21 protein-coding genes, 1 tRNA gene and 1 pseudogene are annotated in these 23,791 nt (G+C 71.8%); 13 read left to right on the top strand and 10 right to left on the bottom strand.

Annotated features, from left to right (window positions below; genetic code table 11):
• Window positions 1-194: 194 nt before the first annotated feature.
• Window positions 195-1,082, bottom strand: a complete 888-nt coding sequence (locus ACRX5W_RS29230; RefSeq protein ID WP_436791362.1) for an ATP-grasp domain-containing protein — start codon at window positions 1,080-1,082, stop codon at window positions 195-197.
• A 129-nt stretch (window positions 1,083-1,211) separates the two neighbouring features.
• Between ACRX5W_RS29230 and ACRX5W_RS29225 the strand changes: the two genes are divergently transcribed.
• The 3 genes from ACRX5W_RS29225 (at window position 1,212) to ACRX5W_RS29215 (ending at window position 4,353) form a co-directional block, all read left to right on the top strand.
• On the top strand, window positions 1,212-2,531 hold the full coding sequence (locus ACRX5W_RS29225; RefSeq protein WP_436791361.1) for a hypothetical protein: 1,320 nt from the start codon (window positions 1,212-1,214) through the stop codon (window positions 2,529-2,531).
• 215 nt (window positions 2,532-2,746) lie between these two features.
• Window positions 2,747-3,355, top strand: coding sequence for a TetR/AcrR family transcriptional regulator (locus tag ACRX5W_RS29220; RefSeq protein WP_436791360.1), 609 nt, complete (start codon window positions 2,747-2,749; stop codon window positions 3,353-3,355).
• Between the two features lie 125 nt (window positions 3,356-3,480).
• Window positions 3,481-4,353 carry a sigma-70 family RNA polymerase sigma factor gene (locus ACRX5W_RS29215; protein ID WP_436791359.1) on the top strand — a complete coding sequence of 291 codons (873 nt, stop codon included), beginning with the start codon at window positions 3,481-3,483 and terminating at the stop codon, window positions 4,351-4,353.
• Between the two features lie 51 nt (window positions 4,354-4,404).
• Here the strand turns inward: ACRX5W_RS29215 and ACRX5W_RS29210 are convergent, their stop codons facing one another.
• Entirely contained in the window at window positions 4,405-4,623 is a 219-nt protein-coding gene (locus tag ACRX5W_RS29210) for a hypothetical protein (RefSeq protein WP_436791358.1), read from the bottom strand.
• 56 nt (window positions 4,624-4,679) lie between these two features.
• Between ACRX5W_RS29210 and ACRX5W_RS29205 the strand changes: the two are divergent.
• Window positions 4,680-4,784 (top strand): annotated as a pseudogene (locus tag ACRX5W_RS29205) (hypothetical protein); the annotation flags it as partial.
• A 318-nt stretch (window positions 4,785-5,102) separates the two neighbouring features.
• Here ACRX5W_RS29205 and ACRX5W_RS29200 read toward each other — a convergent pair.
• A tRNA-Leu gene (locus ACRX5W_RS29200) sits at window positions 5,103-5,186 on the bottom strand.
• A 162-nt stretch (window positions 5,187-5,348) separates the two neighbouring features.
• On the opposite strand from ACRX5W_RS29200, the gene ACRX5W_RS29195 reads away from it, so the two are divergent.
• From ACRX5W_RS29195 to ACRX5W_RS29185, 3 genes are all read left to right on the top strand, one after another.
• Window positions 5,349-6,683, top strand: coding sequence for a M20/M25/M40 family metallo-hydrolase (locus ACRX5W_RS29195; protein ID WP_436791357.1), 1,335 nt, complete (start codon window positions 5,349-5,351; stop codon window positions 6,681-6,683).
• 150 nt (window positions 6,684-6,833) lie between these two features.
• The gene (locus tag ACRX5W_RS29190; RefSeq protein WP_436791356.1) at window positions 6,834-7,073 is read left to right on the top strand and encodes a chaplin; all 240 of its coding nucleotides are present in this window, start codon (window positions 6,834-6,836) and stop codon (window positions 7,071-7,073) included.
• 383 nt (window positions 7,074-7,456) lie between these two features.
• The gene (locus tag ACRX5W_RS29185) at window positions 7,457-8,164 is read left to right on the top strand and encodes a chaplin (protein ID WP_436791355.1); all 708 of its coding nucleotides are present in this window, start codon (window positions 7,457-7,459) and stop codon (window positions 8,162-8,164) included.
• A 175-nt stretch (window positions 8,165-8,339) separates the two neighbouring features.
• Here ACRX5W_RS29185 and ACRX5W_RS29180 read toward each other — a convergent pair whose 3' ends face one another.
• Entirely contained in the window at window positions 8,340-8,525 is a 186-nt protein-coding gene (locus tag ACRX5W_RS29180; RefSeq protein WP_436791354.1) for a DUF5703 family protein, read from the bottom strand.
• Between the two features lie 102 nt (window positions 8,526-8,627).
• On the opposite strand from ACRX5W_RS29180, the gene ACRX5W_RS29175 reads away from it, so the two are divergent.
• Window positions 8,628-9,260, top strand: coding sequence for a hypothetical protein (locus ACRX5W_RS29175; RefSeq protein WP_436791353.1), 633 nt, complete (start codon window positions 8,628-8,630; stop codon window positions 9,258-9,260).
• Between the two features lie 343 nt (window positions 9,261-9,603).
• Here the strand turns inward: ACRX5W_RS29175 and ACRX5W_RS29170 are convergent, their stop codons facing one another.
• Window positions 9,604-12,126, bottom strand: a complete 2,523-nt coding sequence (locus tag ACRX5W_RS29170; RefSeq protein ID WP_436791352.1) for an AAA family ATPase — start codon at window positions 12,124-12,126, stop codon at window positions 9,604-9,606.
• Window positions 12,127-12,953: 827 nt separating this feature from the next.
• Window positions 12,954-13,934: an aldo/keto reductase gene (locus tag ACRX5W_RS29165; protein WP_436791351.1), complete on the bottom strand. Its 981-nt coding sequence runs from the start codon at window positions 13,932-13,934 to the stop codon at window positions 12,954-12,956.
• Between the two features lie 171 nt (window positions 13,935-14,105).
• On the opposite strand from ACRX5W_RS29165, the gene ACRX5W_RS29160 reads away from it, so the two are divergent.
• Window positions 14,106-15,152 (top strand): LLM class F420-dependent oxidoreductase, encoded by a 1,047-nt coding sequence (locus tag ACRX5W_RS29160; RefSeq protein WP_436791394.1) that lies wholly within the window; start codon window positions 14,106-14,108, stop codon window positions 15,150-15,152.
• 78 nt (window positions 15,153-15,230) lie between these two features.
• Here the strand turns inward: ACRX5W_RS29160 and ACRX5W_RS29155 are convergent, their stop codons facing one another.
• The gene (locus tag ACRX5W_RS29155) at window positions 15,231-15,854 is read right to left on the bottom strand and encodes a hypothetical protein (RefSeq protein WP_436791393.1); all 624 of its coding nucleotides are present in this window, start codon (window positions 15,852-15,854) and stop codon (window positions 15,231-15,233) included.
• Window positions 15,855-16,083: 229 nt separating this feature from the next.
• Window positions 16,084-17,058, bottom strand: coding sequence for a magnesium/cobalt transporter CorA (corA, locus tag ACRX5W_RS29150; protein ID WP_436791350.1), 975 nt, complete (start codon window positions 17,056-17,058; stop codon window positions 16,084-16,086).
• Window positions 17,059-17,252: 194 nt separating this feature from the next.
• Between corA and ACRX5W_RS29145 the strand changes: the two genes are divergently transcribed.
• The 3 genes from ACRX5W_RS29145 (at window position 17,253) to ACRX5W_RS29135 (ending at window position 19,584) form a co-directional block, all read left to right on the top strand.
• Complete coding sequence (locus tag ACRX5W_RS29145; protein ID WP_436791349.1) at window positions 17,253-17,990, top strand: MSMEG_4193 family putative phosphomutase; 738 nt, start codon at window positions 17,253-17,255, stop codon at window positions 17,988-17,990.
• Window positions 17,991-18,178: 188 nt separating this feature from the next.
• A complete protein-coding gene (locus ACRX5W_RS29140; protein ID WP_436791348.1) occupies window positions 18,179-18,745 on the top strand; it encodes a DUF3090 domain-containing protein in 567 nt (188 codons plus the stop codon).
• The gene (locus ACRX5W_RS29135; protein ID WP_436791392.1) at window positions 18,715-19,584 is read left to right on the top strand and encodes an SCO1664 family protein; all 870 of its coding nucleotides are present in this window, start codon (window positions 18,715-18,717) and stop codon (window positions 19,582-19,584) included. The genes ACRX5W_RS29140 and ACRX5W_RS29135 overlap by 31 nt, the downstream gene beginning before the upstream one ends.
• 115 nt (window positions 19,585-19,699) lie before the next feature.
• Here ACRX5W_RS29135 and ACRX5W_RS29130 read toward each other — a convergent pair whose 3' ends face one another.
• Complete coding sequence (locus ACRX5W_RS29130; protein ID WP_436791347.1) at window positions 19,700-21,223, bottom strand: MFS transporter; 1,524 nt, start codon at window positions 21,221-21,223, stop codon at window positions 19,700-19,702.
• A gap of 111 nt (window positions 21,224-21,334) precedes the next feature.
• Window positions 21,335-22,099, bottom strand: coding sequence for a TetR/AcrR family transcriptional regulator (locus ACRX5W_RS29125; protein WP_436791346.1), 765 nt, complete (start codon window positions 22,097-22,099; stop codon window positions 21,335-21,337).
• Between the two features lie 285 nt (window positions 22,100-22,384).
• Between ACRX5W_RS29125 and mshC the strand changes: the two genes are divergently transcribed.
• On the top strand, window positions 22,385-23,611 hold the full coding sequence (gene mshC / locus ACRX5W_RS29120) for a cysteine--1-D-myo-inosityl 2-amino-2-deoxy-alpha-D-glucopyranoside ligase (RefSeq protein WP_436791345.1): 1,227 nt from the start codon (window positions 22,385-22,387) through the stop codon (window positions 23,609-23,611).
• Window positions 23,612-23,791: the final 180 nt, after the last annotated feature.

Raw genomic sequence — 23,791 nt, 5'->3', positions numbered from 1 at the left:
TCACGCGACAAGCGAGGGCGGCACTCATTCCCTGCCGGAACGTGTGCCGTCCTCGCTGAAGAACACGGTGGCCGCGCCCGAGACATGCCGCGCGCGCGAGGCGCAACGCCTGGTGGGAACCACCGCGCCCGGGCTCGTGCAGACATGCCGCGCGCGAGGCGCAACTCTCGCTTTCCGGGTCTGGGCGCGGCGCGTCAGTCCGTGCCGATCGGCGGGTTAAGGCCGGTCGCCAGCGCACCCAGCAGTTCCGTTGCCTCGGTGGTTGCCGGCAGGTCGCTCACCTGCCCGTCCCCGACCTCGACGACGCGCCACACCCCGTCTGCGCGCAATGCCAAGTCCGTTGTCACAAAAGGTGCTTCGAAGGCGGCCACCGCGCTTCGCAAGGACTCCGACAACGGTGGCGCGACCGGTTGCCCCGGGGAGTCCGGATGCGCCGTGGACAGCACCGGCACGGCGTCGACCCACCAGACGCGTGCCTCGGGCCCGGTGAACTCCTCGTACGCGCGCAGCGCGACGCCGCCGGTCAGGAACACGCCCTGGCCGGTCAGGAACGCGTCGACGACCGACGCGAGGCCGGCGGTGTCGGCGAGGTCGGGGACGAAGCACGCGGTGTCCCACTCGTGCTTGCGCGACTTGACCCAGTCCTTGACCATGGCCGCTCCGCCCGGCAGTTGCGAGGCCGCGGCCGCCAACTCCGAGGCGTCCGGCCGGTCCCCGACCGCCAGCGGCAGCAATGCGGTACGGGGCGTGAAGGCGGCGAAGTGCTCGTACCAGCCGGGTAGTTCATGCGCTCGTGCGTACGCGTCGGGAGTTGTCGCCGCGACGGCGCCGCGAGCACGCAGCGCAGCGTCGAATGCCTCGTAGGCACGCACCGGCACCATCCAGCCCCGGTACACCGCCGGCCCGAGCCCCTCGGGGACCCGCCGCGTCGCCTCTCGGGCGTCCCCGCGCAGCAGCGCGTCATGGTCGACCAGCGCCACCGCGAGCCCCAACTCGCGTGCGGCCCGCGCCTCACGCGCGAAGTGTGAGTCGACCCGTCGCGGATTCAGCGGGTCGATCGGAAACAGCAGAGCATTCGCCACCGCACCACGATAGGCCGCCGCCTGCCGCCCGCCACGCACGCGTTCGGCGGGGGTCGAATCGGATCCGTCACAACTTCCGGTGTTAGAACAGGTATTGGGCATGTCAGACCCAATTCGTATGCTCATGGTATGGCAAACGGTGTATGGCACACGCAGCGAGGTATCGCTGTCAACCTCAACCGAAGCGACCTCGGCCACCCCGAAATCGACGGCCTGCTCGACGAGATCACCACCGCGGTATCCGACCGAGACCCGCACATGCTGGAGTGCCTGTCCCACCGCCTCCACGGCGTATGCCACTCCGAACACCGCGGCAAATCCCGCTGGATGTTCGTCCGCCGCGCCCGGAGCGGCAGCCAAGTGCGCTGGGTGGCGGCGCACTTGCCCGTCACCCACCGCGCGTCCGCGGAGCAGGGGGACCAGCGCCGCGCGACCCGGGACCGCATCGCGTCCGCCGCCGCCGCACACGACCTGGACGTCGAAGTCGAGGCCCGCACCCCCGACGGGCACGGCGTCATGGACGCACTGGTCACTGGGCCCGACGGCGTGCGCGTCGGCTGGAAGATCCAGTACTCGCCGGTTTCGGCGGGCAGCGTACGCCGCCGCTCGCAGACCGCCCGGCGCAACGACGCGATCCCGTCGTGGGTGGTCAACGACCCCGATTCCGAGGTGGTCGACCGGGCTCCGTGGGCGCGCGTCGACGACATGCCGTGGCGCGAGATAGCGAACGGCCGCGAGCTGGTGGTGCGCAGCGGTGTGCGGCACCTCCAGATGTGGCGCTGCACCCGGAGAGCCGTGTGGCCGTGTCCGGACGGGCGCGGACCCTGCGACGCGTGGCACCACGACTGGCTTCCGCCGGCGCAGTGCCTGCCCGCCAAGCCGCACATGACCATCGACGAGTTGGTCGTGTCGACGGCGTACGGCCGACACGTGCCGCTGTTCGTCCGGGCCCGAGGGCGCCGCCGCTCCGGCCACCATTTGTGGGTCGACCCCCGGGAACTGGCGGCCTGGCGCGACCTGACCGGCAGCCACGACGCGGACACGGGCGACGAAGACGACGGCACCGAGGAGATCACCTACACCGGCGAACCGATCGAATTCGACTGCCACGCGGGCGAGTCCGCACGCCCGCCGGGACGATCGCGGGCAGCGCGCGACCTCGCCGCCCCGCCTGCCCCGCGCCCGGCGTGGATGCCGGATCCCCCGCCGGAACCCGGCCGCGCACGCTTCCGGCTCAGCGACGCGGAACGCCGCGCGGCTGCGGTGCTCCTGCACTGCCCCGGCTGGGAGGTCGGCCCGTGCGCCGGATGCGGCGAACCGGTGCACCGCTACGGGCGGAACGCCGGGCAGTACTGCGGCACTTGTCGCACGCACATGGCAGCGGCCCGCCGTTTGGAGCCTTCGCTCGTCCGAACGCGAAAGCTCGATGCCGGCGGTGCCGCCGCGTAGACCGCCCCCCGAACGAGCGCCGGTCGGCGTCGACGCGGGCGCCCCGATGTCGACTGCCGATCCGCATCGCCCCCGCGCGCCTGATCGGAAAGGGCCGCCGGGAGCACCGGCGATCGGGTGGCGGCGCCATCGGCGCCTGCCGGCGGCTGCTGGCGGCTGCCTGCCGCCGGGAGGCGACGTAGGATCGGCACGTTTGTTCGGCAGGAAGAGAGAAGATGTCGTCAGCCGCGCCCCAGCGCCCCAAGCGTGCGGACGCCAGGCGCAACCGCGACCGCCTGGTGGACGCGGCCCGCGCGGTCTACGCGGAGCAGGGCCTCGACGCGCCACTCGAACTGATCGCGCGCCGCGCGGGGGTGGGCAACGCGACGCTGTACCGCCACTTCGCGAACCGCGAGGCGCTGCTCAAAGCCGTCTACTCCGCACCGTTCGAGAAGCTGTCGCGGCGCGCGGAGGAACTGGCCGCCGACCCGTCCGCCGCCGACGGGATGGCGGTCTGGCTGGGCGAGATCGTCGTCTACGGCGCCGGATCGCGCGGCCTGACCGCCGCGCTGGGCAGCACCTTGCACGAGCGCGGCGACGACGTCTCGTGGAGCCGGGAAGCGATGCTCACCGCGGCGGCCCGCCTGCTCGACAAGGCCCAGCGTGCCCGGACGATCAGGCCGGACGTCACCGCGCCGCAGGTGCTCCTGCTCGCGAAGGCGATCGCCTTCGCCGCCGAATCCCGCCCGGACCCGTCCGGTCAGGCCCGCGAGCTGCTGGCCCTGGTGATGGACGGCCTGCGGCCGGAGGCCGGGGCCGGGGTCGCGGGCGACGCGGTGCCCTGAATTTGCGGCGACGCGGTCACATCGGGGGCCCGCCGTTCGTCATGGACCCGAGGAACGCGGACTTGCCGCCGCATCAGCGAACGAGCGGGCCCACGGACGCCCCCGACCCGAGGACGTACGACACCATGAACCAACACGACTTCCTGGCCGAGAACTTCGAAAAGCACCGTCCTCACCTGCGGTCCGTCGCCTACCGCATGCTCGGCTCGTTCGCCGAGGCAGACGACGCCGTCCAGGAGGCGTGGCTGCGGCTCGACCGCTCGGACGCCGACGAGATCGCCAATCTCGGCGGGTGGCTCACCACGATCGTGGGCCGCATCTGCCTCGACATGCTGCGCACCCGGCGGCACCGCCGTGAGGCGGCCTGGGACGACGTGACCTCGCACGGAACGGAATCGGACCGCACGCGCGTCGAGGTCGGGCCCGAAAATCAGGCGCTGCTCACGGACTCGGTCGGCGTGGCACTCATGGTCGTCCTCGAAATGCTGGAACCGGCCGAACGGCTCGCGTTCGTGCTGCACGACATGTTCGCCGTGCCGTTCGACGAGATCGCGGTGATGCTCGACCGCACGCCGGCCGCCGCGCGCCAACTCGCCTCCCGGGCGCGCCGCCGCGTGCAGGGCCGGGCGTCGGATGTCGACGCGGGTACGCGGCCCAGGCGCGAGGTGGTCGAGGCCTTCCTTGTCGCGGCCCGCGGCGGAGCCGTGGACGCACTCGTCAAACTGCTGGCGCCGGACGTCATCGCCCGGTCCGACATGTTCCCCGGCGGTCCGACTCGTGGCGCGGAGAGCGTCGCGAGCCGCGCGGCGATGTTCGCGGCCGGCGCCGGAACCGCGTTCTGTGCCCTCATCGACGGCGTGCCCGGCATCGTCGCCGACCCCGACGGCCCGAACCACCGCGTCATGCTCTTCACCGCGCGCGACGACCTGATCATCACCATCGACGTCGTCGCCGCGCCCGAGCGGCTCGCCGCGTTCGACATCACTCCGCTCCCGTAGCGGCGTACGCCCGCGCGATCCGCGGATCCCGCAGTGCGCGGGATGCGCGGATCAGTCGCGGTTGTCCGCCAGGTCGAACGTGAAGACCGAGGCGTCGAAGTCGGCGTACGAGGCGTAGTCGACCAGGTCGTAGAGCCTCGCGCGGGTCATCATGTCCGGAACCCGCGCGGCCAACGAGCCGTCGGCGAGGAGAGTGTCGAGGCCGCGCTCGACGGCGCCCATGGCGATGCGCAGCAGCGAGACCGGGAAGATCACCGTGTGGGTCAACACGTACCGCTCGACCCGCGGCCCAGGCGCCGTTCGGCGGCACCAAGCAGACCGGCTACGGCCGTGAACGGGGTGAGGACGCCCTCGCCGCGTACACCTACGTCAAGAACGTCATGGTCGACACGTCGAACGAGGCGCGCGACCCCTTCGCCATCCGAACCTGACGGCACCCGGCACGGTGCCCGGACGCGGCCGAGACCGGCCCGTGAGTGACATCCCCACCGGCGACTCCGACCTGAACCCGCGACTTGAGACTGCAACAGGAAGAGGCAACGCTGTGGCTGCTGCGCATGTCTACGACGTCATCGTTGTCGGCGCTGTGCAACGACCAAGCCGACTGGGTCTGGCGCCTCACCCGTCCACGAACCCCTCGTCACTCGTGAACTATGGGACCAGGTTCAGAACCTCCAAACACGCCAAAAAATCTCCACACCGTGGGCGTCGAGATTGATCCCGACGCCCACGATATGGAGATCTTGTCGTGTCCGAGGGGGGACTTGAACCCCCATGCCCTTGCGGGCACTAGCACCTCAAGCTAGCGCGTCTGCCTATTCCGCCACCCGGACTTGGGTGTGGCCCGTGACTTTTTGGTCGGGGCGACGCGGAGAACTGTACCAAAGGCGGAGGGGCGGTCGGGGCGGGGGAGACGGGCCGGGTTTGTCACGTCGGGGACATGCGCCGGGTGCAGGATGGGGGGCCGAGGACGGGTTTTGTGGTGAGGAGCTGGGATGACTGGTCGGGCTGCGGCTGTCGAGGGTGCCGAGTCGGCGGCGGAGCGCGAGGTTGTCGGGTTGTGCCGGGACCTGATTCGCATAGACACCAGCAATTTCGGGGACGGCAGCGGACCCGGCGAACGGGCGGCGGCCGAGTGGGTCGCGGAGCAGCTTGCGGAGGTGGGGCTTGAGCCGCAGGTGTTCGAGTCGGAGCGTGGCCGGGCCAGCACGGTGGTGCGGATCGAGGGTGAGGACCGCAGCAGGCCGGGGCTGCTGATCCACGGGCACACCGACGTCGTGCCGGCCAATGCGGTGGACTGGGCGTACGACCCCTTCTCGGGCGAGGTGGCCGACGGCTGCGTGTGGGGGCGCGGGGCCGTCGACATGAAGGACATGGATGCGATGGTGCTCGCGGTCGTGCGCGAGCGGATGCGGACGGGCCGCAAGCCGCCGCGCGACGTGGTGCTGGCGTTTCTCGCGGACGAGGAGGCCGGCGGCACGTATGGCGCGCGGTGGCTCGTGGACCGGCACCCCGAGCTGTTCGAGGGCTGCAACGAGGCCATCGGCGAGGTCGGCGGCTTCTCGTTCTCGGTGAACGACGACATGCGGCTGTATCTCATCGAGACGGCGCAAAAAGGTATGGAGTGGATGAAGCTGGTCGTCGACGGGACCGCCGGTCACGGGTCGATGATCAACACCGACAACGCCATCACCGAGCTGTGCGAGGCCGTCGCCCGCCTCGGGGCGCACCGGTTCCCGGTACGCCTGACCAAGAGCGTGCGTGCGTTCCTCGAAGAGGTGTCGGACGCGCTGGGGATCGAGCTGGACCCCGAGGACGTCGAAGGCGCGATCGAGCGGCTGGGGCCCATCGCCCGGATCGTCGGCGCGACCATCCGCAACACCGCCCAGCCGACCATGCTCGGCGCGGGATACAAGGTGAACGTCATCCCCGGCCAGGCCACGGCGCACGTGGACGGACGGTTCCTGCCGGGCTTCGAAGACGAGTTCCACGCCGAGCTGGACGCCGTCCTCGGCCCGCGCGTGCGTCGCGAACGAGTGCACGGCGACAAGGCGTTGGAGACCGACTTCGACGGCGCGCTGGTCGAGGCGATGTCCGCTTCGCTTCGTGCGGAGGACCCCGGTGCGCGTGCGGTCCCGTACTGCCTGTCCGGCGGCACCGACGCGAAGTCGTTTGCGGACCTGGGGATCCGCTGCTTCGGTTTCGCGCCGCTGAAGCTGCCGGCGGACCTCGACTTCGCCGGCATGTTCCACGGTGTGGACGAGCGCGTCCCGGTCGACGGTTTGAAGTTCGGCGTGCGGGTTCTCGACCGTTTCCTCGACGCCTGCTGACCGGATCGGTTCACTTCGGTGCGGTCGCCGGCGCACAGGTGCCTCTAACGGGTGAATCCCCCACATGGGTCGTAGCCTCGGCACAGCGGTGTCGTTTCCCCTTGTGCGGCGCGCAAGCGTGCCGTGTTCCGACTAGGAGGACTGACACTTATGAAGAAGATGGGCAAGTTCGCCGTTCTGGCGGCGGCGACGGGTTGTCTGGCGCTCGCGGGCTCCGGAGCGGCGATGGCGAACGCGGGTGCGGACGGCGCCGCCGTCGGTTCGCCCGGCGTGCTGTCCGGCAACAACGTCCAGGTGCCGGTCCACATCCCCATCAACGTCTGTGGGAACACGATCAACGTGATCGGCCTGCTGAACCCCGCGTTCGGCAACACCTGCGTCAACGCCTGATCCCGGGCCCCGGCCGATTCTCGGTGGGGTGCCTCGGCCACTGCGTGGCCGCTGCGTGACGAATGCGTGACGAACGGCCCCGGAGCCCTTTGGCTCCGGGGCCGTTCGGCGTATCCGGCGACGTCGTGCGGATGCGCGTCGCGGCGTCTTGTGCAGGTGCCCCGAAACCCCGTGCCGGAGCGGTTCGTGAAGTCTGCGAACCCGCGTGGGGTGCTGTCGTATGGCCCAATGGAAAGGTTGTAAGAAATCGCGGATCTCATCCGATCGAGCGATATATGGCTGTGAAAGCGCGCTCGTGAGTGACCTACGATGCCTTGACCCTGTTAATGCCGTCGCGGGGCAACAGCCCCGCCCCTCACACGGAAGACACAGGGGAATCTCCTATGCAACAGCGTGCCAAGAAGGGGCTGTTGGTCGCCCTGGCGGCCACGGGGGCACTCGCGTCCGCTGCGGTCGGCACGGCCAACGCCAACAGCGGTGCGCAAGGGGCCGCGGTCGGGTCACCGGGCGTGCTCTCCGGCAACAACGTGCAGGTTCCGATCCACGTGCCGGTCAACATCTGCGGCAACACCGTCAACGTCGTGGGCCTGCTCAATCCCGCGTTCGGCAACAACTGCGCGAATGTTTCCGGTGTTCCGGACGACGAGCCCTGCAAGGCGAAGCCCTCGTGCCCGCCTACGCAGCCGCCGACCAGCACCAAGCCGCCGACCACGCACCCGCCCACCACCAAGCCCCCGACGACGCAGCCGCCCACCACGACCCCGCCCACCACGACCCCGCCCGGTGAGACCACCGGCGGATCGAACGGCGGGTCCAACGGCGGCACCACCGGCGGGTCCAACGGCGGCACCAACGGCGGCGGCACCAACGGCGGTGGGACCACCGGCTTCGGGTCCAACGGCGGCTGGGGCAGCAACGGCGGCTGGGACAACGGCGGTTGGAACAGCGGCGGCCACTCCGACAACGGTCCGCACGACAAGGGTGAGCTGGCTCACACCGGCGCGTCCTCGATGCTGCTGCTGCCCGCCGGCGCCGCACTCCTGCTCGGAGGCGCGGTGCTCTACCGCCGGACCAGGCCGTCGGCTAACTGAACCACTCAGGCACGCGGTGACGCGGGCCGCCACGGCACACAACGGAGGCCGCCACCCTGCTCGGGGTGGCGGCCTCCGCCCGTATCCGAAGAGTCGTTGCGTATGCACGCTGCGCCCGTCGTCCTCCCGGCGCCACCGCGCCCGCCCTGCACGGGGGCGCGTGGCGGCCGACGTGTCAGGTCAAACGCAACTGCCTGATGATGCGTCGCCGAAGCAACACCCGCCGACTGCCGTCCCGGCGGATCGTCAGCCGGTCCAACTCCCACAGGCCGTACTCCGCGTGCTCGGCCAGAATGCGGCGCGCGTCGCTCCGCGAGGTGCCACGCGGGAGGTGCAACTGATGAAACTCGTAGTCCGCCAACCGATCACTCCTGACAGTCCGAACCGCCGATTCGACAATGTGGCGGCATCCGGCATCAGAACCATTGTGCGCAACCGGGGCTGTTGCGGATAGCGTCATGCCATGACCGGAGTTGCACAGCCCACGCCCGAGCAGGTACGAGCCGCCGCCGAGGCGTTGAAGTCGGCCGTCGACCGTCACTTGGCCGCCGTCGAGCGGCGTCAGGGCGAGAGCGACCCGGCCGTTTTCGCGGCGTACGACGAGCTGGCCTCGTTGGCGGAGGCGTACGACGAGCTGCTGTACGACGTCTACGACGAAGTCACGCCCTTCGAGGTGCCGGACCGCTCCGAGGCCGAGGAATACCTCGGTCCCGACAACCCCGACGCGGTCACCGTCCTCATCCGCCGCGACTACCTCGTCAAGGACTCGTTGACGCTGCTCGACCACGCGCGCCGCGCCGACGCGGAGTCGGGCGAGCCGGGCGAGCTCGGCGGTGAGGGCATCGAGACCACGTCGGCCGCGCTCGCGGTGCTGTTCGACGTGTACGACCCCGACGAGATCGCCCAGCGCGCCGAGGAGATCGGCCTGGAGACCGGCGACTCCACCCTGTGGGTCACCGCGATCGAACAAGCCGAACCGGGGGAGTGGCTGGACGCGCCCTTCGACGAGGTCGACCCGCAGTCGGTCATCTACCGGTTTGAGACCAGCACGGCCTACGAGGACGACATCGAGGCCATGGAGCAGGACCTCCGCTGAGGTCCGCCTGCGCAAGGGGGTGGGAGGCGGGGGCGGCGCCGCCGACTCCGGGTCCGCCCCGAGCACCCGGCCCGGGCATCGCACCCGGGCCCGTCCCTTTCCCAGCGTCGGTCCGTTCCGGGCTCGGCTGACTTCGCGGTCCGCGTCGGGCCGGGGCCTTCGCGCAACGTCGTGTCTCTTCCACGACGTCCGTCCGTTCCTGGCTCGGCTGACTTTGCGGTCCGAGCCGGGCCCGGGGCTTCGCGCAACGTCACGTCTCTTCCACGACGGCTGTCCGTTCCAGGCTCGGCGACTGAGGCGCCTGAGGCGCCGCGCCGAGCACCGGGGGCGTCCCTTGCGCAGCTCAGTCCGTTCCGGGCTCGGCCGACTCCGGAGCCGCGCCCAGCATCTGGTCCGCGGCCTCGCGTAGTGCCGCCACAAGCCGCGTGGTGCGGACGTCCCCTGTCTCCCGTGCGACCGCCTTCGGCAGCGACCCGTCGGCCGGGTAGACGACCGACAGGTGCCCTCGGGCGCGCGTGAACGCGGTGTAGACCAAGGCGCGCGTGACCAGGGCTCCGGCGTCGCCCGGCAGCATTGCGACGACTCCGGCACGGCGCGTGCCGAGGGCCTGGCGTACGGTCACCGCCCAGCCGTGCCGCAGTTCGCCGAGCCGGTCGCGCGGCACGGTCTCGGGGTGGTCGGGATCGTCGCGGAAGGCGACGGCGAGCCCGTCCGGCACTGCCTCGACCACGCGCCCCTCGGCCGGGGCAAACGTGCGCGGACCCGGGACGCGGACCACGCGGTCGCCGATGTCGAAGCCGGCGTACTGCCCCGGGCCCGGGTTGAGGCGCTGTTTGAGCGCCGCGTTGAGCGCGGTCGCCCCCGTGCTGCCGCTTTCCGCCGGGGTGACGACCACGATGTCGTCGGAGGCGATGCCGAGCGCACGCGGGATCGAGTCTCCGACAAGCTGCACACAGCGGTGCACTGCCTCGGCCGCTGCGCGCACCCCGACCAACACGACCTGGCGGTCCGGGGATTCGACCGGAGGCAGCGAGCCCGTGCGCACGGCCGCGGCCAACGTGCCCAGGACGCCGGGGCCTTGCTCGGCCGAGGTGACAACGGGTACCACGCCCGAATCCCGCAGGTCCGCGAACACCCGTCCGGGAGCCGCCGGTTGCAGCTCGTCGGGGTCGCCGCACAGAACGACGCGGGCGCCGTCCGGCACGGTCTCCAGCAGCGCGGCGGCACTTTGCACGTCGAGCAGATGCGCCTCGCAGACCACCAGCACGTCGGTGTCGAGGAGCCCGTCCCCGCCGCGCCCGGCACCCCCGCGCTCGGCGAACAGCGCGTGCAGCGTCAGCACGGCCGGCCCGCTTTCGTCTGCGGTCAGGAACTCCCGTACCCGCAGCGCCCCGTCGAGTGTCGGACACACCACCGTGGCGCGCGGCCCGGCGGCACGGGCGAGCTCCAGCGGAGCCCTGGGCGGGTCCTCGCCCGCGCCCGGCATGTGCAGGACCACGCCGGAGCCCCGCAGCGCCCGGTCCAACGGCGAGGCGTCCGCAGCCGACGGCGTGGCGGTCGACATCAGCCGCAGGACGGCCTCGGCGATGCTTTCCTCGGCCAGGGCGTGGCGTTCGAGGGCGATCAACACGCGATCCGCCGGCCCGTCGAACGGATGCCCGAAACCGTCGTCGAACTCGTCGGCCGTCTCGTCGGCTTCGGCATCCGGGTCGGCGTCGGTGCCGTCACCCGCCGGGAGTTCCGCGAACGCCATGACGCGTCCGTGCTCGTACGCCGCCCGCAGCGCGCCCAACGCATCGCGCACACCGAGCTGTTCGAGTGCGAAGACCGCCGAGACCGCACCGACTGCCGTATGCCCCTGGTTCGCGGCGCGCAGCAGATGCCATGCGATCAGCGCCCGGGTACGCCGCGCATCGTCAGGGTCCGGCGTGCCGCCCGCCGATGCGGTCCGGGCGAACAGGTCCGCCTGCTGCGGCGAAATACCCGGGAGCGCGAGCAGGTTCCACGGGTCCTCACGCAACAGCGCGGCCGCGTCCGGCCCGAGTGCGACGAGGGCCTGGTCCGCGAGCCGGACGGGGGCGCCACCGGCGGCCAAAGCCTCGCGAACCGCGGCGAGTTCGCTTTCGTCGGGGGCGCGCCCGGACGCGTCGTCGCGGTGTGCCGACGTCGGGAAGCCGGTCTCGGCCGCGCCACGCGGGGCAGCGGGACGCCGCACCTCGAACAGCGAGTCGTCGGTGGCGGGGCCGGGCTCGGGGGCGGGCGGCGGCGCGTCGAGGACCGGAGCCGCCCACGCCGCGTCGGGGTCACCGGCCAGGGGAGGGCGGCGGGATTCCCGCGGGGCGGCCTCGGCGGGACCGCTCGACGCAGCCTGCGACGGCGGCGCCTCGGGGGGACCGGACGGGCCGTGCGAGGGCCGTGCCTCGGCGCGGCCCGTGACCGGCGCGTCCAGCACCGGAACCGCCCATTCGTCGCGCGTGCCTGGGCGTACTGGTGTGTCGGGCTCGTCTGGCGTGTCGAAGCGGGACGGGGGAGCGTCCACGACCGGCAGCGCCCAATCCGCGCCCTCGCGCCCCCGTGAACGCGGGGCGGCCGAGCGGCCGGACGACGCGCCGGGACCGGTGCCGTGCGCACCCCCGAGCGCCGCCAACGCCTGCCACGCCGCCGCCAATTCGTCGCGGCTGGAGGTCTCCGACCCGTTTGCCGCATTTGCCTTGTCGAGTGCCGCCAGAGCCGCCCGCGCGGCGGCGAGCGCGTCGGTCGGCCGCCCGCCGGGCTGCCGGCCCGCAGGCGCCTCGCTGCGCTCTGTGCCTTCGCCCCCGCCGGACTGCTTGTCGCCGTCCATGCCGACGTCCCCGCTCTCGTTCATACCGCTGTTTACGAAAATCACCCGACCCGCCAGGCCGTGTCTTCATGCCCGGTCGGCGAGGCGGCGTCGCGCCCGCCCTGCCGGCGAGCCCGAAGCGGGGTTGTGCTCACAGGCTCGGCGGCCCAGCCCCGCTCCTGGATTCAAGTGTCCGGCGGATCCTTCCCGGGTCGCGCGGCGCCGGGCAGGCCGACGACGTACGCTCGCGGCGTTGCGCTCTTCCCGCCGGGCCCGGCAGCCCTCCCCAGCCACCGAAGCCGCACTGCGGGCCTGCGCCTTGCCGTCGCACGCCGCCGACCTCCCAAGCACCACGAGGGCTGGTCCGAAAAGGGATCCACCGGACAGGCCCCAGGGGCCGAAGACATCATGCCGTCGCCCCCCGACAATCGGCCTCGTGCCGCACACAGCGGCCCGGCGGCGCCACGGCGCGTGACCCAAAGCGGCAACTTGCCCGGGACGTTTCTCACGCGGTGCCCCTCGCGCGGGGCAGACGGCCTCGCGGCGGGCGTGGCGGAGCGCCGCGAGCCTCCCTCCGGACCGCATGCGGCCCGCGACGCGGCGCGTGCGTCCGTCGCCGGCAAGTGTCGCGGCCGTGGCCGCTGTTCGGACCGAAGCGGGGGTCGGCAGAGACTGCCGCGCCTCCTCGCGCCGCCGGGGCGACGGCGTCGCGACGGGCGCGGGGAAAGGACGCCTGTTTCCACGCGGACCGCATGCGGCCCGCGGCGCGGCGTGCGCGTTCCTCGGCGGCAGGTGTCGCGACGGTGACCGCCGTTCGGCCCGGGGGCGCGGCACTCGGCGATGCACCGACGACCCGGTCCGCGCACTCCGCACTACGCCTGGCTCCAGTCGTGGTCGGGATACCCCGTGAGCGGCGCCGAGACATCGTCGAGGGCGTTGCGGATCTCGGTCGGCAGCGTCAGAGCCTCCGACGCCAGCGAGGCCCGCAGTTGCCCCGCGTTGCGGGCGCCGACGATCGGGGCGACCACGCCGGGACGGTCGCGCACCCACGACAGCGCGACCTCGATGGCGGCGGCGCCCAGGCCGTCCGCCGCGGTCGCGAGCGCGTCGACGATGCGGCGCGAATCGGCGTCCAGGTACGCCGCGACGAAAGGTCCCATATCGGACGAAGCGCCGCGCGAGTCGGCGGGCATGCCGTGCCGGTACTTGCCGGTCAGCACGCCCCGGCCCAGCGGCGACCACGGCAGCAGGCCCACGCCCAGGTCGAGCGCCGCCGGCAGGACCTCGCGCTCGATGCCGCGTTGCAGAAGCGAGTACTCCATCTGCGCGCTCGCGATCACCACCCGGCCCGGCGCCGCGAGCTGCCACGTTGCGGCTTTCGCGAGCTGCCAGCCGCAGAAGTTCGAGACGCCGACGTATCGGGCCCGCCCCGACGAGACCGCGAGTTCGAGCGCGTGCAGCGTCTCGTCCAGCGGCGTGGACGGGTCGTAGGCGTGCAACTGCCACAGGTCGACGTGGTCGGTGCCGAGGCGGGCGAGCGAGGCGTCGAGGGCCTGGAGCAGATGGGCGCGGGATCCGTCGAACCGGCGTTCGGTGTACGGGACGCTGGCCGCCTTCGTGGCGATGATCACATCGGCGCGCGGCATGTACCCGTCGAGAAGGCGCCCGAGCAGGTACTCGGCCTCGCCGTCGGCGTAGACGTCGGCGGTGTCGACGAGATTGCCGCCCGCGTCCAGGAACGCTTTCATCTGTTCGGCGGCGTCCTGCTCGTCGGTGTCCCGCCCCCAGGTCATCGTCCCGAGGCCGATGCGGGAGACCCGCAGCCCGGTCCGGCCCAGATGTCGCTGCTCCATGGATCGGGAGACTAGCCGCTCGGGGGGAGCGGGCGCGGATGGCGGGGCCGTACACACTATGCGCGTCAGGTGTTCGGCAATCCCCGGCGCGCCCTGTCGTTACTGAACGGTAGTAATGCCGGTAGGGTCCGGGGAACACTCATCCGGTACTGGAGGGGCACGACCATGGGTATGCGGCTCGGCATCAACCTGGGTTACTTCGGCGCGGGCTACGACGCCGACAACCTCGCGGTCGCCAAGGAAGCGGAACGCCTCGGCTACGCGGTCTGCTGGGCGGCCGAGGCGTACGGCTCCGACGCCGCCACGGTCCTGAGCTGGGTCGCCGCCCAGACCGAGCGCATCGACATCGGCTCGGCGATCTTCCAGATCCCCGCACGCATGCCCGCGATGACCGCCATGACGGCCGCGACACTCGACACCCTCTCCGGCGGCCGATTCCGCCTCGGCCTCGGGGTGTCCGGCCCGCAGGTGTCCGAGGGCTGGTACGGCGTGCGCTTCGACAAGCCGCTCGCCCGCACCCGCGAATACGTCGAGATCGTCCGCAAGGCCATGCGCCGCGAACGCCTCGAACACCACGGCGCGCACTGGGAGCTTCCGCTGCCCGGCGGCCCCGGCAAGCCCATCAAGCTGATCGTGCACCCCGTGCGCGAGCACATCCCGCTCTACATCGCCGCCGTCGGCCCGAAGAACCTCGAACTGACCGGCGAAATCGCGGACGGCTGGCTGGGCATCTTCTTCGCGCCCGAGCACGGCGAGGAGTCCCTCGCCCACGTGCGCGCCGGACGCGAGAAGGCCGGGCTGACGATGGACGGCTTCGACGTCGTGCCGACCGTGTCGGTCGTGCTCGGCGACGACCCGGTCGCGGCCGCCGACGCGGTACGCGACAACGCCGCGCTCTACATCGGCGGCATGGGCAGCCGTGAGCAGAACTTCTACAACCGGCTCGCGGTGCGCATGGGGTACGAGAAGGAAGCCGCCGAGATCCAGGACAAGTACCTGGCCAAGGACTACGCCGGGGCCGCACGGGCGGTGCCGTACGACCTCCTCGACAAGACCGCGCTGCTCGGCAGCAAGGAGCGCATCGCCGACCGGCTGCACGCGTACGCGGACGCCGGTGTGACGACGCTGACCGTCACCCCGACCGCGGATACTCTCGACGGGCGGATCGCCACGCTTCGCACGGTGGTCGAGGCGCTGGAGTTGTCCGGCCGGGGCTGAGCGTGTCGGCGACCGGCCGCGTCGCGACCGGGGGCGGAAAGCGCCGTTTCCGTCCCCGGGCCCGGCCCCTCCGCCGTCCTAGCGGGGCCCCGGCACGCGTTCCGACACCGCGTGGGCGAACTCCAGCAGCCGCCGGATCTGCCCCGGCCCCCCGTCGTCGAGCGACTTGCTGAAGCGGTACGCCTCCTGCCGGAAACGGCCGGTGGTGGTCCCTTCCTCGCCGCGGACCGTGGCGATCTCCTGGAGCGTCGGCGTGGCCAGGAAGACGTACGCGCCGCGTGTCTCGCGCCCGCCGTCGGGACCGGTGCCGACCAGCGTCCGTATCCCCACGTGCGAGACGGACCCGAGCGGGATCACCTGCACCGACGAGTCGAGCACCGTGCCCCCGGGCGCCGACGCGTCGGTCATGTCCTCGCTGTGCCACAGGACCAGGCGGTGGTCGTCGCAGACAGCCGCCTCCTGCCACACCGAGGTGCCGTTGGCGTTGATGTCGACGACCCGCTCCAGCGTGAACGCGCGCACCGGGCGGCGGCCGAGCACCGCGCCGAGGGCTTCGAGGGCGATGTCGGGGTGCAACAGGTAGGCGCGGACCGCGTCCTCCAGTTCACGGTGCGCGGACCAGTCGGCCCCGGCGGCTCCCGAACCCGGGACCGCGGGCGGCTGCGTCCGCGACATCCGCTGCCTGCCCGGCCTGCCGAACATCCCCACCTGCTCTCCCCTGGCCCTAGGTACCCGACCAGCCTATGCGGGGAATCCGGCGACGGATGTCCGGGGCAGGTGCCGGACGGCTCACGAACGGGTGCGCATCACGTTTTACGGCCGTGGCGGGGGATCCGATCAGCCCCGCCGCGGCCGTCACAGGAGTCAACGACCAGGCGGCGAAAGGGTTCTGGGGGCTGCGGAAAAATCCGGTGCGCGGATGTGGGTGAACTCACAGCCAGCCGTTGCGGCGGAAGAGCCGGTGAAGTCCCAGACAGGCGAGGATCATGACGGTCACAACCGCCGGATAGCCCCACGGTTGCCGAAGTTCCGGCATGTGCTCGAAGTTCATGCCGTAGATGCCGGCGACCATGGTCGGCACCGCGGCCATCGCCGCCCACGCCGAGATCTTGCGCATGTCCTCGTTCTGCCGCACGCCGACCTGCGCGAGGTTCGCGCTCAGCACGTCCGACAGCAGGCGGTCGAACGAGTCCACCTGTTCGTTGACGCGTGCGAGATGGTCGGCGACGTCGCGGAAAAACGGCTGCGTGTCGGCCGGTACGTACAGCACCTCGCTGGTCGACAGCTTGCGTATCGGCTCGGCCAGCGGCTGCGCGGCCCGACGGAACTCCAGCACCTCGCGCTTGAGCAGGTAGATCCGCTCGGTGTCGTTCTCGCGCGCCGTCGAGAACACTCGTGCCTCCAATTCCTGGAGGTCCACTTCCAGTTCGGCCGCGACCGAGACGTACGCGTCGACCACCGCATCGCACACCGCGTACATCACCGCGCCCGGCCCATGGCGCAGGACTGTCTCCTGCTGCTCCAGCCGCCGGCGCACCTGCGCGAGCGGATTGGCCAGGCCGTGCCGCACGGTGACGATGAACGAGTCGCCCACGAAGATCATCAGCTCGCCGGTCTCCACCGACGACGACTCGTCCGTGTAGTGCAGCGTCTTGAGGACGACGAACACCGAGTCCTCGTACAGGTCGAGCTTCGGGCGCTGGTGTGCGTGCAGGGCGTCCTCGACGGCGAGCGGATGCAGGCCGAACTCACTGGTCACGAGCTCGAATTCCTTCTCCGTCGGCTCGTGCAGCCCGATCCACAGGAAGGCGTCCCCCGACGCGCGCGCCTCGTCGAGCGCGTCGGAGAAGTCGGCCGGTCCCGGTGTACGGACCCCGTTGCGGTAGATGGCGCAGTCCACGATCACGCCGACATTGTGACGCTTCCGGCGTTCCGCCGGGGAGTGGGCGGCGCCCGAGCCTGCGGGCCGCAGGTGAAGGGGACCCGCACGCGGCTCCCGCCCCGCAGTTGCGTTCGAGCACGTCGCCGATGGACGGCGCATACCCGGCGGGACCTGTACGCGGCTCCCCGCCCCGCAGTTGCGCCCCGTACAGTGAACCGATGGCGACGCTGCTCCTGGTCCGGCACGGCCGGACCACCGCGAACTCCTCGGGCGTACTGGCCGGCTGGTCCCCCGGGGTCCACCTCGACGAGAAGGGCCGCGAGCAGGCCGCCGCGCTGGCGCGGCGCATCGCCGCGGTGCCGGTCGCGGCCGTCGTGTCCAGCCCGCTGGACCGCTGCCGTGAGACGGCCGCCGAGATTGCCGCCGCCCGCGAGGGGACCAAGCTCGCGCTGGACGCCGGCGTGCAGGTCGACGACCGGGTCGGCGAGTGCCGGTACGGCGACTGGACCGGCCAGGAGATCAAGAAGCTGGCCAAGGACCCGCTGTGGCCCGTCGTGCAGAACCACCCCAGCGCGGCGGTGTTCCCCGGTGAAGGCGGCGAGGCGCTGCGCGACACCCAGAACCGCGCGGTCGACGCGGTCCGCGACTGGAACGCCCGCTTGGAGGCCGAACACGGCCCCGACGTCCGCTACCTCGTGTGCTCGCACGGCGACGTCATCAAGGCCCTGGTCGCCGACGCACTCGGCATGCATCTGGACCTGTTCCAGCGCATCGTCGTCGATCCGTGCTCACTGACCGTGATCCAGTACGGCCGCACGCGCCCGTTCGTCGCGCGCCTCAACGACACCGGCGGCGGTGTCGAGGCGCTGATGCCCCCGCCGAAGCGGCGGCGGCGCGCGGCGAAATCCACCGCCGCCGACGACGCGGTGGTGGGCGGCGGAGCCGGGGCGCCGTAGGGTGCAGCAGAGGGCCGACATGCCCGTGTGCGGCCACCGGCGCGACCCGGCGGAGCGCCACGCGGTACGGTCGGGCGTCCGGAACCCGACTCGGGACGCGACGCCGAAGCCGGCCCGGAAGTCGGCCCGAACCGCTGCGGTCCCCCGTCCAAGTCACCAGTAAGTACGAGTAGTACGGAGCCCAACTCGTGCCCCGCCAGGTCTTCCTCTACGACCCCCCAGACCGTTTCGTCGCCGGCACGGTCGGGGAGCCAGGGCAGCGCACCTTCTTCCTCCAGGCCGCCGCGGGCGGGCGCGTCACCAGCGTCGCGCTGGAGAAGGCCCAGGTCGCGGTCCTCGCCGAGCGCGTCGACGAACTCCTCGACGAGCTCGTGCGGCGTGCCGGCGGCGAGACCGCGGTCCCGGCCGTGGCGCCGCCGGACCTCGAAGACTCCGCGCCGCTGGAGGTGCCGATCCTGGAGGAGTTCCGGGTCGGCACGATGGCGCTCGCGTGGGACTCCGACGACGAACGCCTCGTCGTCGAGGCCCAGGCGCAGGTCCCCGACGACGAGAACCCCGAGGACACCCTGCTCGGCGAGGACGACGAAGACGGTCCGCCGCTGCTTCGCGTACGCCTGACCGGGGCGATGGCCCGCGCGTTCGCCAAGCGCGCCCTGCTCGTGGTCGCCGCCGGCCGGCCGCCGTGCCCGTTCTGCGGGCTGCCGATGGACGCAGACGGCCACATCTGCCCCCGCGCGAACGGATACCGCCGCTGAGCGCCGCCCAGGGCCCGACGGGCGGCGACACCGTCCTGGACACCGAGGCCGCCGAAGAACTGCTCCGCCGCGGCGAGATCACCGTCGAAGGCCGGTTGACCGACGCGTCCAACGCGACCTTGTACTGCCGCATCGAGGTCGACGGGGTCGCCCGGGCGTGCGTATGGAAGCCGGTCGCGGGCGAGCGGCCGCTGTGGGACTTCCCCGACGGCACGCTCGCCGGGCGCGAGGTCGCGACGTACGCCCTGTCCGAGGCGACCGGATGGGGCATCGTGCCGCCGACCGTGCTTCGCGAGGGGCCGTACGGCACCGGCATGTGCCAGCTGTGGATCGACGGCGAGCCGGGCGGCGGACTGGTCGACGTGCAGGACCCCGCGTCCCCCGAACCGGGCTGGCTGCCGATAGCCGAGGTCGCGGTCGACGACGGCGAAGGCGGGCACAGGCCCGCGCTGCTGGTCCACCGCGACAGCGAACCCATGCGCCGCGTCGCGGTGTTCGACGCCGTGGTCAACAACGCGGACCGCAAGGGCGGGCACCTGCTGCCCGGCGCGGACGGCCACGTGTACGGCATCGACCACGGCATCTGCCTGCACAGCGAGGACAAACTCCGCACGCTGCTGTGGGGTTGGGCCGGCGACCCGCTGCCCGACGACGCTCTGGAGACGCTGCGGCGGCTGCGCGCGGACCTCGCGGCAGGCCTGGGCACGGCGCTCGCCGCCCACCTGACCGCCGACGAGATCGAGGCGCTCGGCGCACGCGTCGACCGGCTCGTGCAGACGGGCCGGCACCCGGTGCCGGCCCCGGGGCGGAGGCCCGCGGTGCCGTGGCCGCTGATCTGAGCGGCCGGGGCTGATCCTTGCCGCCATGACCGCCCTGCTCCCGGCGCGTCCGTGCGGAAGGCCCGGACCCCCACGGGAGCCCGGGCCCTGACCGGTGAGTCGGGAAGGCAGCGGTTCAGCCGACGTGCACCGCGCGGGTCGCGGTGGCCTCGGTCTCGCCGCCCTCGCCCTCCGGGCGCTTCGGGCGCGGCGTGTTCATCACGAAACCGACCAGCAGCGCGGCGCCGACGAGGATGCACCCGGCGTAGACCGAGGCCACCGAGAAGCCCTCCACGAGTCCCGCGCGCATCACCTCCGGTGTGACGGTCCGGCTGCTCAGGTAGTCCGAGGTCGCCGTCGTCGCGATCGTGTTCAGCAGCGCGACACCGATCGAACCACCCACCTGCTGCGCGGTGTTGGCCATCGCTGACGCGATGCCGGAGTCCTCCGCCGCGACGTTGTGCGTCGCGTAGTTCATGGCGGTGGACATCACCATGCCCATACCGGCGCCGAGGAGCAGGATCGACGGCAGGACACCCGCCGCGTACGACGTGTCGACCTCCACGGTGGACAGCAGGAACATGCCGCCCGCCGCGGTCAGCAGACCCGGCACCACGAGCGCGCGGGGCGGGACCCGCGGGATCAGGCGGGACGACAGCCCGCCTGCGGTCACCACCACGCCCGCCGACATCGGCAGGAACGCGAGCCCCGCCTTGACCGGCGAGTAGTCCTTGACCTCCTGGAGGTAGTAGGTCAGGAACAGGAACACCGCGAAGAGCGCGATGACGCCGAGCGCGATCGCCAGGTAGGCGCCGCCGCGGGTGCGGTCCAGCGCGACCCGCAGGGGCAGCAACGGCCGTTCCACACGGGTCTCGACGTACGCGAACACGCCGAGCAGCACCGCCCCGCCGACCAGCAGGCCCACCACGGTCGCCGAGCCCCACCCGTCGGCCTCGGCTTCGCTCAGGCCGTACACGACCGCGAACAGGCCCGCGGTGACCAGCAGTACGCCGGGGATGTCGAACCTCGCCCGGCCCTCCGCGCGCGTCTCCCGGAGCACCATGTACGCCCCTGTGCCGGCGATCAGCGCGACGGGGACGTTGACGTAGAAGCACCAACGCCAGTCGAGGTATTCGGTCAGGAATCCGCCGAGTACCAGTCCCAGCGCGCTGCCGCCGCCCGCGATCGCGCCGAACACGCCGAAGGCGGTTGCGCGTTCCTTCGGATCGGTGAAGTTGACCGCGAGCAGCGACAGCGCGGCCGGGGCCAGCAGCGCGCCGAAACCGCCTTGCAGTGCGCGGGCCGCGAGCAGCAGGCCGAAGGTGTTCGCCGCGCCGCCGAGCGCGGACGCGCCCGCGAAACCGACCAGGCCGATGAGGAACGTGCGCTTGCGGCCGGTGTAGTCGGCGATCCGGCCGCCGAGAAGCAGAAGGCTGCCGAACGCGAGGGTGTACGCGGTGATCACCCACTGCCGCGAGGCGTCGGAGACCTCCATGTCCTGCTGGGCCGACGGCAGGGCGATGTTCACGATGGTCACGTCGATGATGACCATCAGTTGGGCGAGCGCGATGAACGCGAGGGCGAGCCAGCGGCGGGGGTTGGGATCAGCGCCGGGGGTCGCGGGCGGTTGGGCCGGGTCTTTCGAGAGCGACGTGCTCATGGAAATCGCCTGCTTTGAGTGAGTCGTGAATGTGTCGAGTACCGAAGCGGTCGGCGTCCTCGCCGCTTCGGCGGCAGCCCGGCGGGCCCGGGTTGCGGTGGCCCGCGGTGCTCACGTGGCCTGTCCGCCGTGGTGTTCGCCGTGGTGTTCGCCGTGGTGCCCGTTGCCGTGCCCTGCGTCCGGTGAGACCCCGAGGGGCGTGTCCGACCCGGTGGCGTGGGGGCCGTCGTCACCGATGTCCCGGGGGCCACCCAGCTTCTCCTTCAACTTCGAGAAGTCCGCGAGTGTGACGACCGGTCCGGGGAGTTCCGAGCGGTCGTTGTTGCAAGCCGCCCGCAACCCGTCGAGATAGATGTCCAGATGGCGGTGGGCGATGTCCGCGTCGATCACGAGCCGGGTGATCGCGGGCAGCGGCCGGCTGAGCCGCATGACCATGAGCGTGAGGTCCCCGAACGCGATGTCCGGCCGGACCAGGCCCTGCTCCTGCGCCCGCTCCAACATGGGCTGTAGCCGGTTGCCTGCCTCCAGCCGCGCCTTGTCGACCTCTTCGTCGAACACCACACGGCCGGCGAGGACCGGCATCGTCGCACCGATCTTGATGTCGAGCGCGGCGTGCATGAACCGGCGCAGCGCGTCGAACGCGTCGGTGCCCTCGGCCATCGCGGCCTCCGCCTTCTCGACGATGCGTTGGAAGGTGTCGAGCACCACGGCCCGGATCAGGTCGTCGCGCTGCGGGAAGCGGCGGTAGAGCGTCGCGATGCCCACACCCGCCCGCCGCGCGATCTCGTCGAGCGGGGCGTCGGCGCCGGACTCGCCGAAGATGTCGCGGGCGGCGGCGATGATGGCCTGGCGGTTGCGCTGGGCGTCGGCGCGCATGCTGCTCAGCTCCTTGTGTGCGGTCGAAACGCGATTGCCGCAGTCTTGCGCTCGTTCCTCGCTCCGGCTGCGCACGTCGGGTTCCGACCTGTGACTTGCCTGCGCGTCCACTCGCTTCGTTCCTTCCGGCGCAGCCGACGAGGCAGGCGGGTGGTGCAATCGGAGAATTTCTCTCCGGTTGATTCGAGGCTAGCAGAAGTGGAGGAACTCTCTCCAGTAGTGGGTTGTTGCCGATTTTCGGCGCCCCCCGCCGGGCGGTGCTCACGTACCGTTACGCTCATAGGCATGTATGCCTGGCCTGCCCCCGAATTGCCCGTCCTGCCTGGTCAGGGCGCGTCCGTGCGCGTGTACGACAGCGCCGCCGGCGATCTTGTGACGACAGCTCCGGGGCCGGTGGCCCGGCTCTACGTCTGCGGCATCACGCCGTACGACGCCACGCATATGGGGCATGCCGCGACGTACGTGGCGTTCGATCTGCTCCAGCGCGCCTGGCGCGACGCCGGGCACCGCGTGCACTACGTACAGAACGTCACCGACGTCGACGATCCGCTTCTGGAGCGCGCGGCACGGGACGGCGAGGACTGGACCGAGCTGGCGGCACGCGAGACAACGTTGTTCCGCGAGGACATGACCGCGCTGCGCGTTCTCCCTCCCGACCACTACATCGGGGTGGTCGAGGCGATCGATCGCATCGTGCCGCTCATCGTCGACCTCAAGGACAAGGGCGCGGCGTACGACGTCGACGGTGACGTCTACTTCTCGGTGGCCTCGGACGAGTGCTTCGGCGGGGTGTCCGGCCTGTCGCCCGATGAGATGCTCAAACTCTCCGCCGAGCGCGGCGGCGACCCCGACCGGCCGGGCAAGAAGAACCCGCTCGACCCGCTGCTGTGGCGCGCGGCCCGCGGCGGAGAACCGTCGTGGCCCAGCCCGCTGGGACCCGGCCGACCCGGCTGGCACATCGAATGCGTCGCCATCGCCATCGACCACCTGGGCATGGGCTTCGACGTCCAAGGCGGCGGTTCCGACCTGGTGTTCCCGCACCACGAGATGGGTGCCTCGCACGCCCAGGTGGCCACGGGGAAGGCGCCGTACGCGAAGGCCTATGTGCACGCGGGCATGGTCGCGCTGGACGGCGAGAAGATGTCGAAGTCGCGCGGCAATCTGGTGTTCGTTTCCGCGCTGCGCCGCGCCGGGGTCGAGCCCATGGCGATGAGGCTCGCGCTGCTCGCCCACCATTACCGCAGCGACTGGGAGTGGACCGACACCGTCCTCGCCGACGCGCAGAACCGCCTGAACCGCTGGCGCGCCGCGGTCTCCCGCCCCGACGGCCCTCCTGCGGACACCCTGTTGGCCGGCCTGCGCGAGCGCCTGGCCGACGACCTCGACGCTCCGGGTGCACTGGCTGTGGTGGACGCCTGGGCGGAAGCACAGCTCACCTCGGGAGGCACGGACGAAGGAGCTCCCGGGGTGGCGTCACGTGCCATCGACGCGCTGCTCGGCGTGGCCCTTTGAGACCGGCCGCGGGTGCAGCGGGAGCTCGCCCTGCGCGGGCCCGTCCGCGACGTGCCGCTCGGGGGCTCTTCGCCGCTGGTACGGCACGCGCAGAGCCGTGATGTCGCCGAAGCCGCTGGGGCCGTGGCGCTCAACGCCGTGGTGCTCAACCCCGTTGTCGCGCAGGGCAGTTCATCGCAT

This window comes from Yinghuangia sp. YIM S10712 (genome assembly GCF_051388935.1).
Taxonomy (GTDB): Bacteria; Actinomycetota; Actinomycetes; order Streptomycetales; family Streptomycetaceae; genus Yinghuangia.
This window is presented reverse-complemented; position numbering and strand designations above follow the sequence as displayed.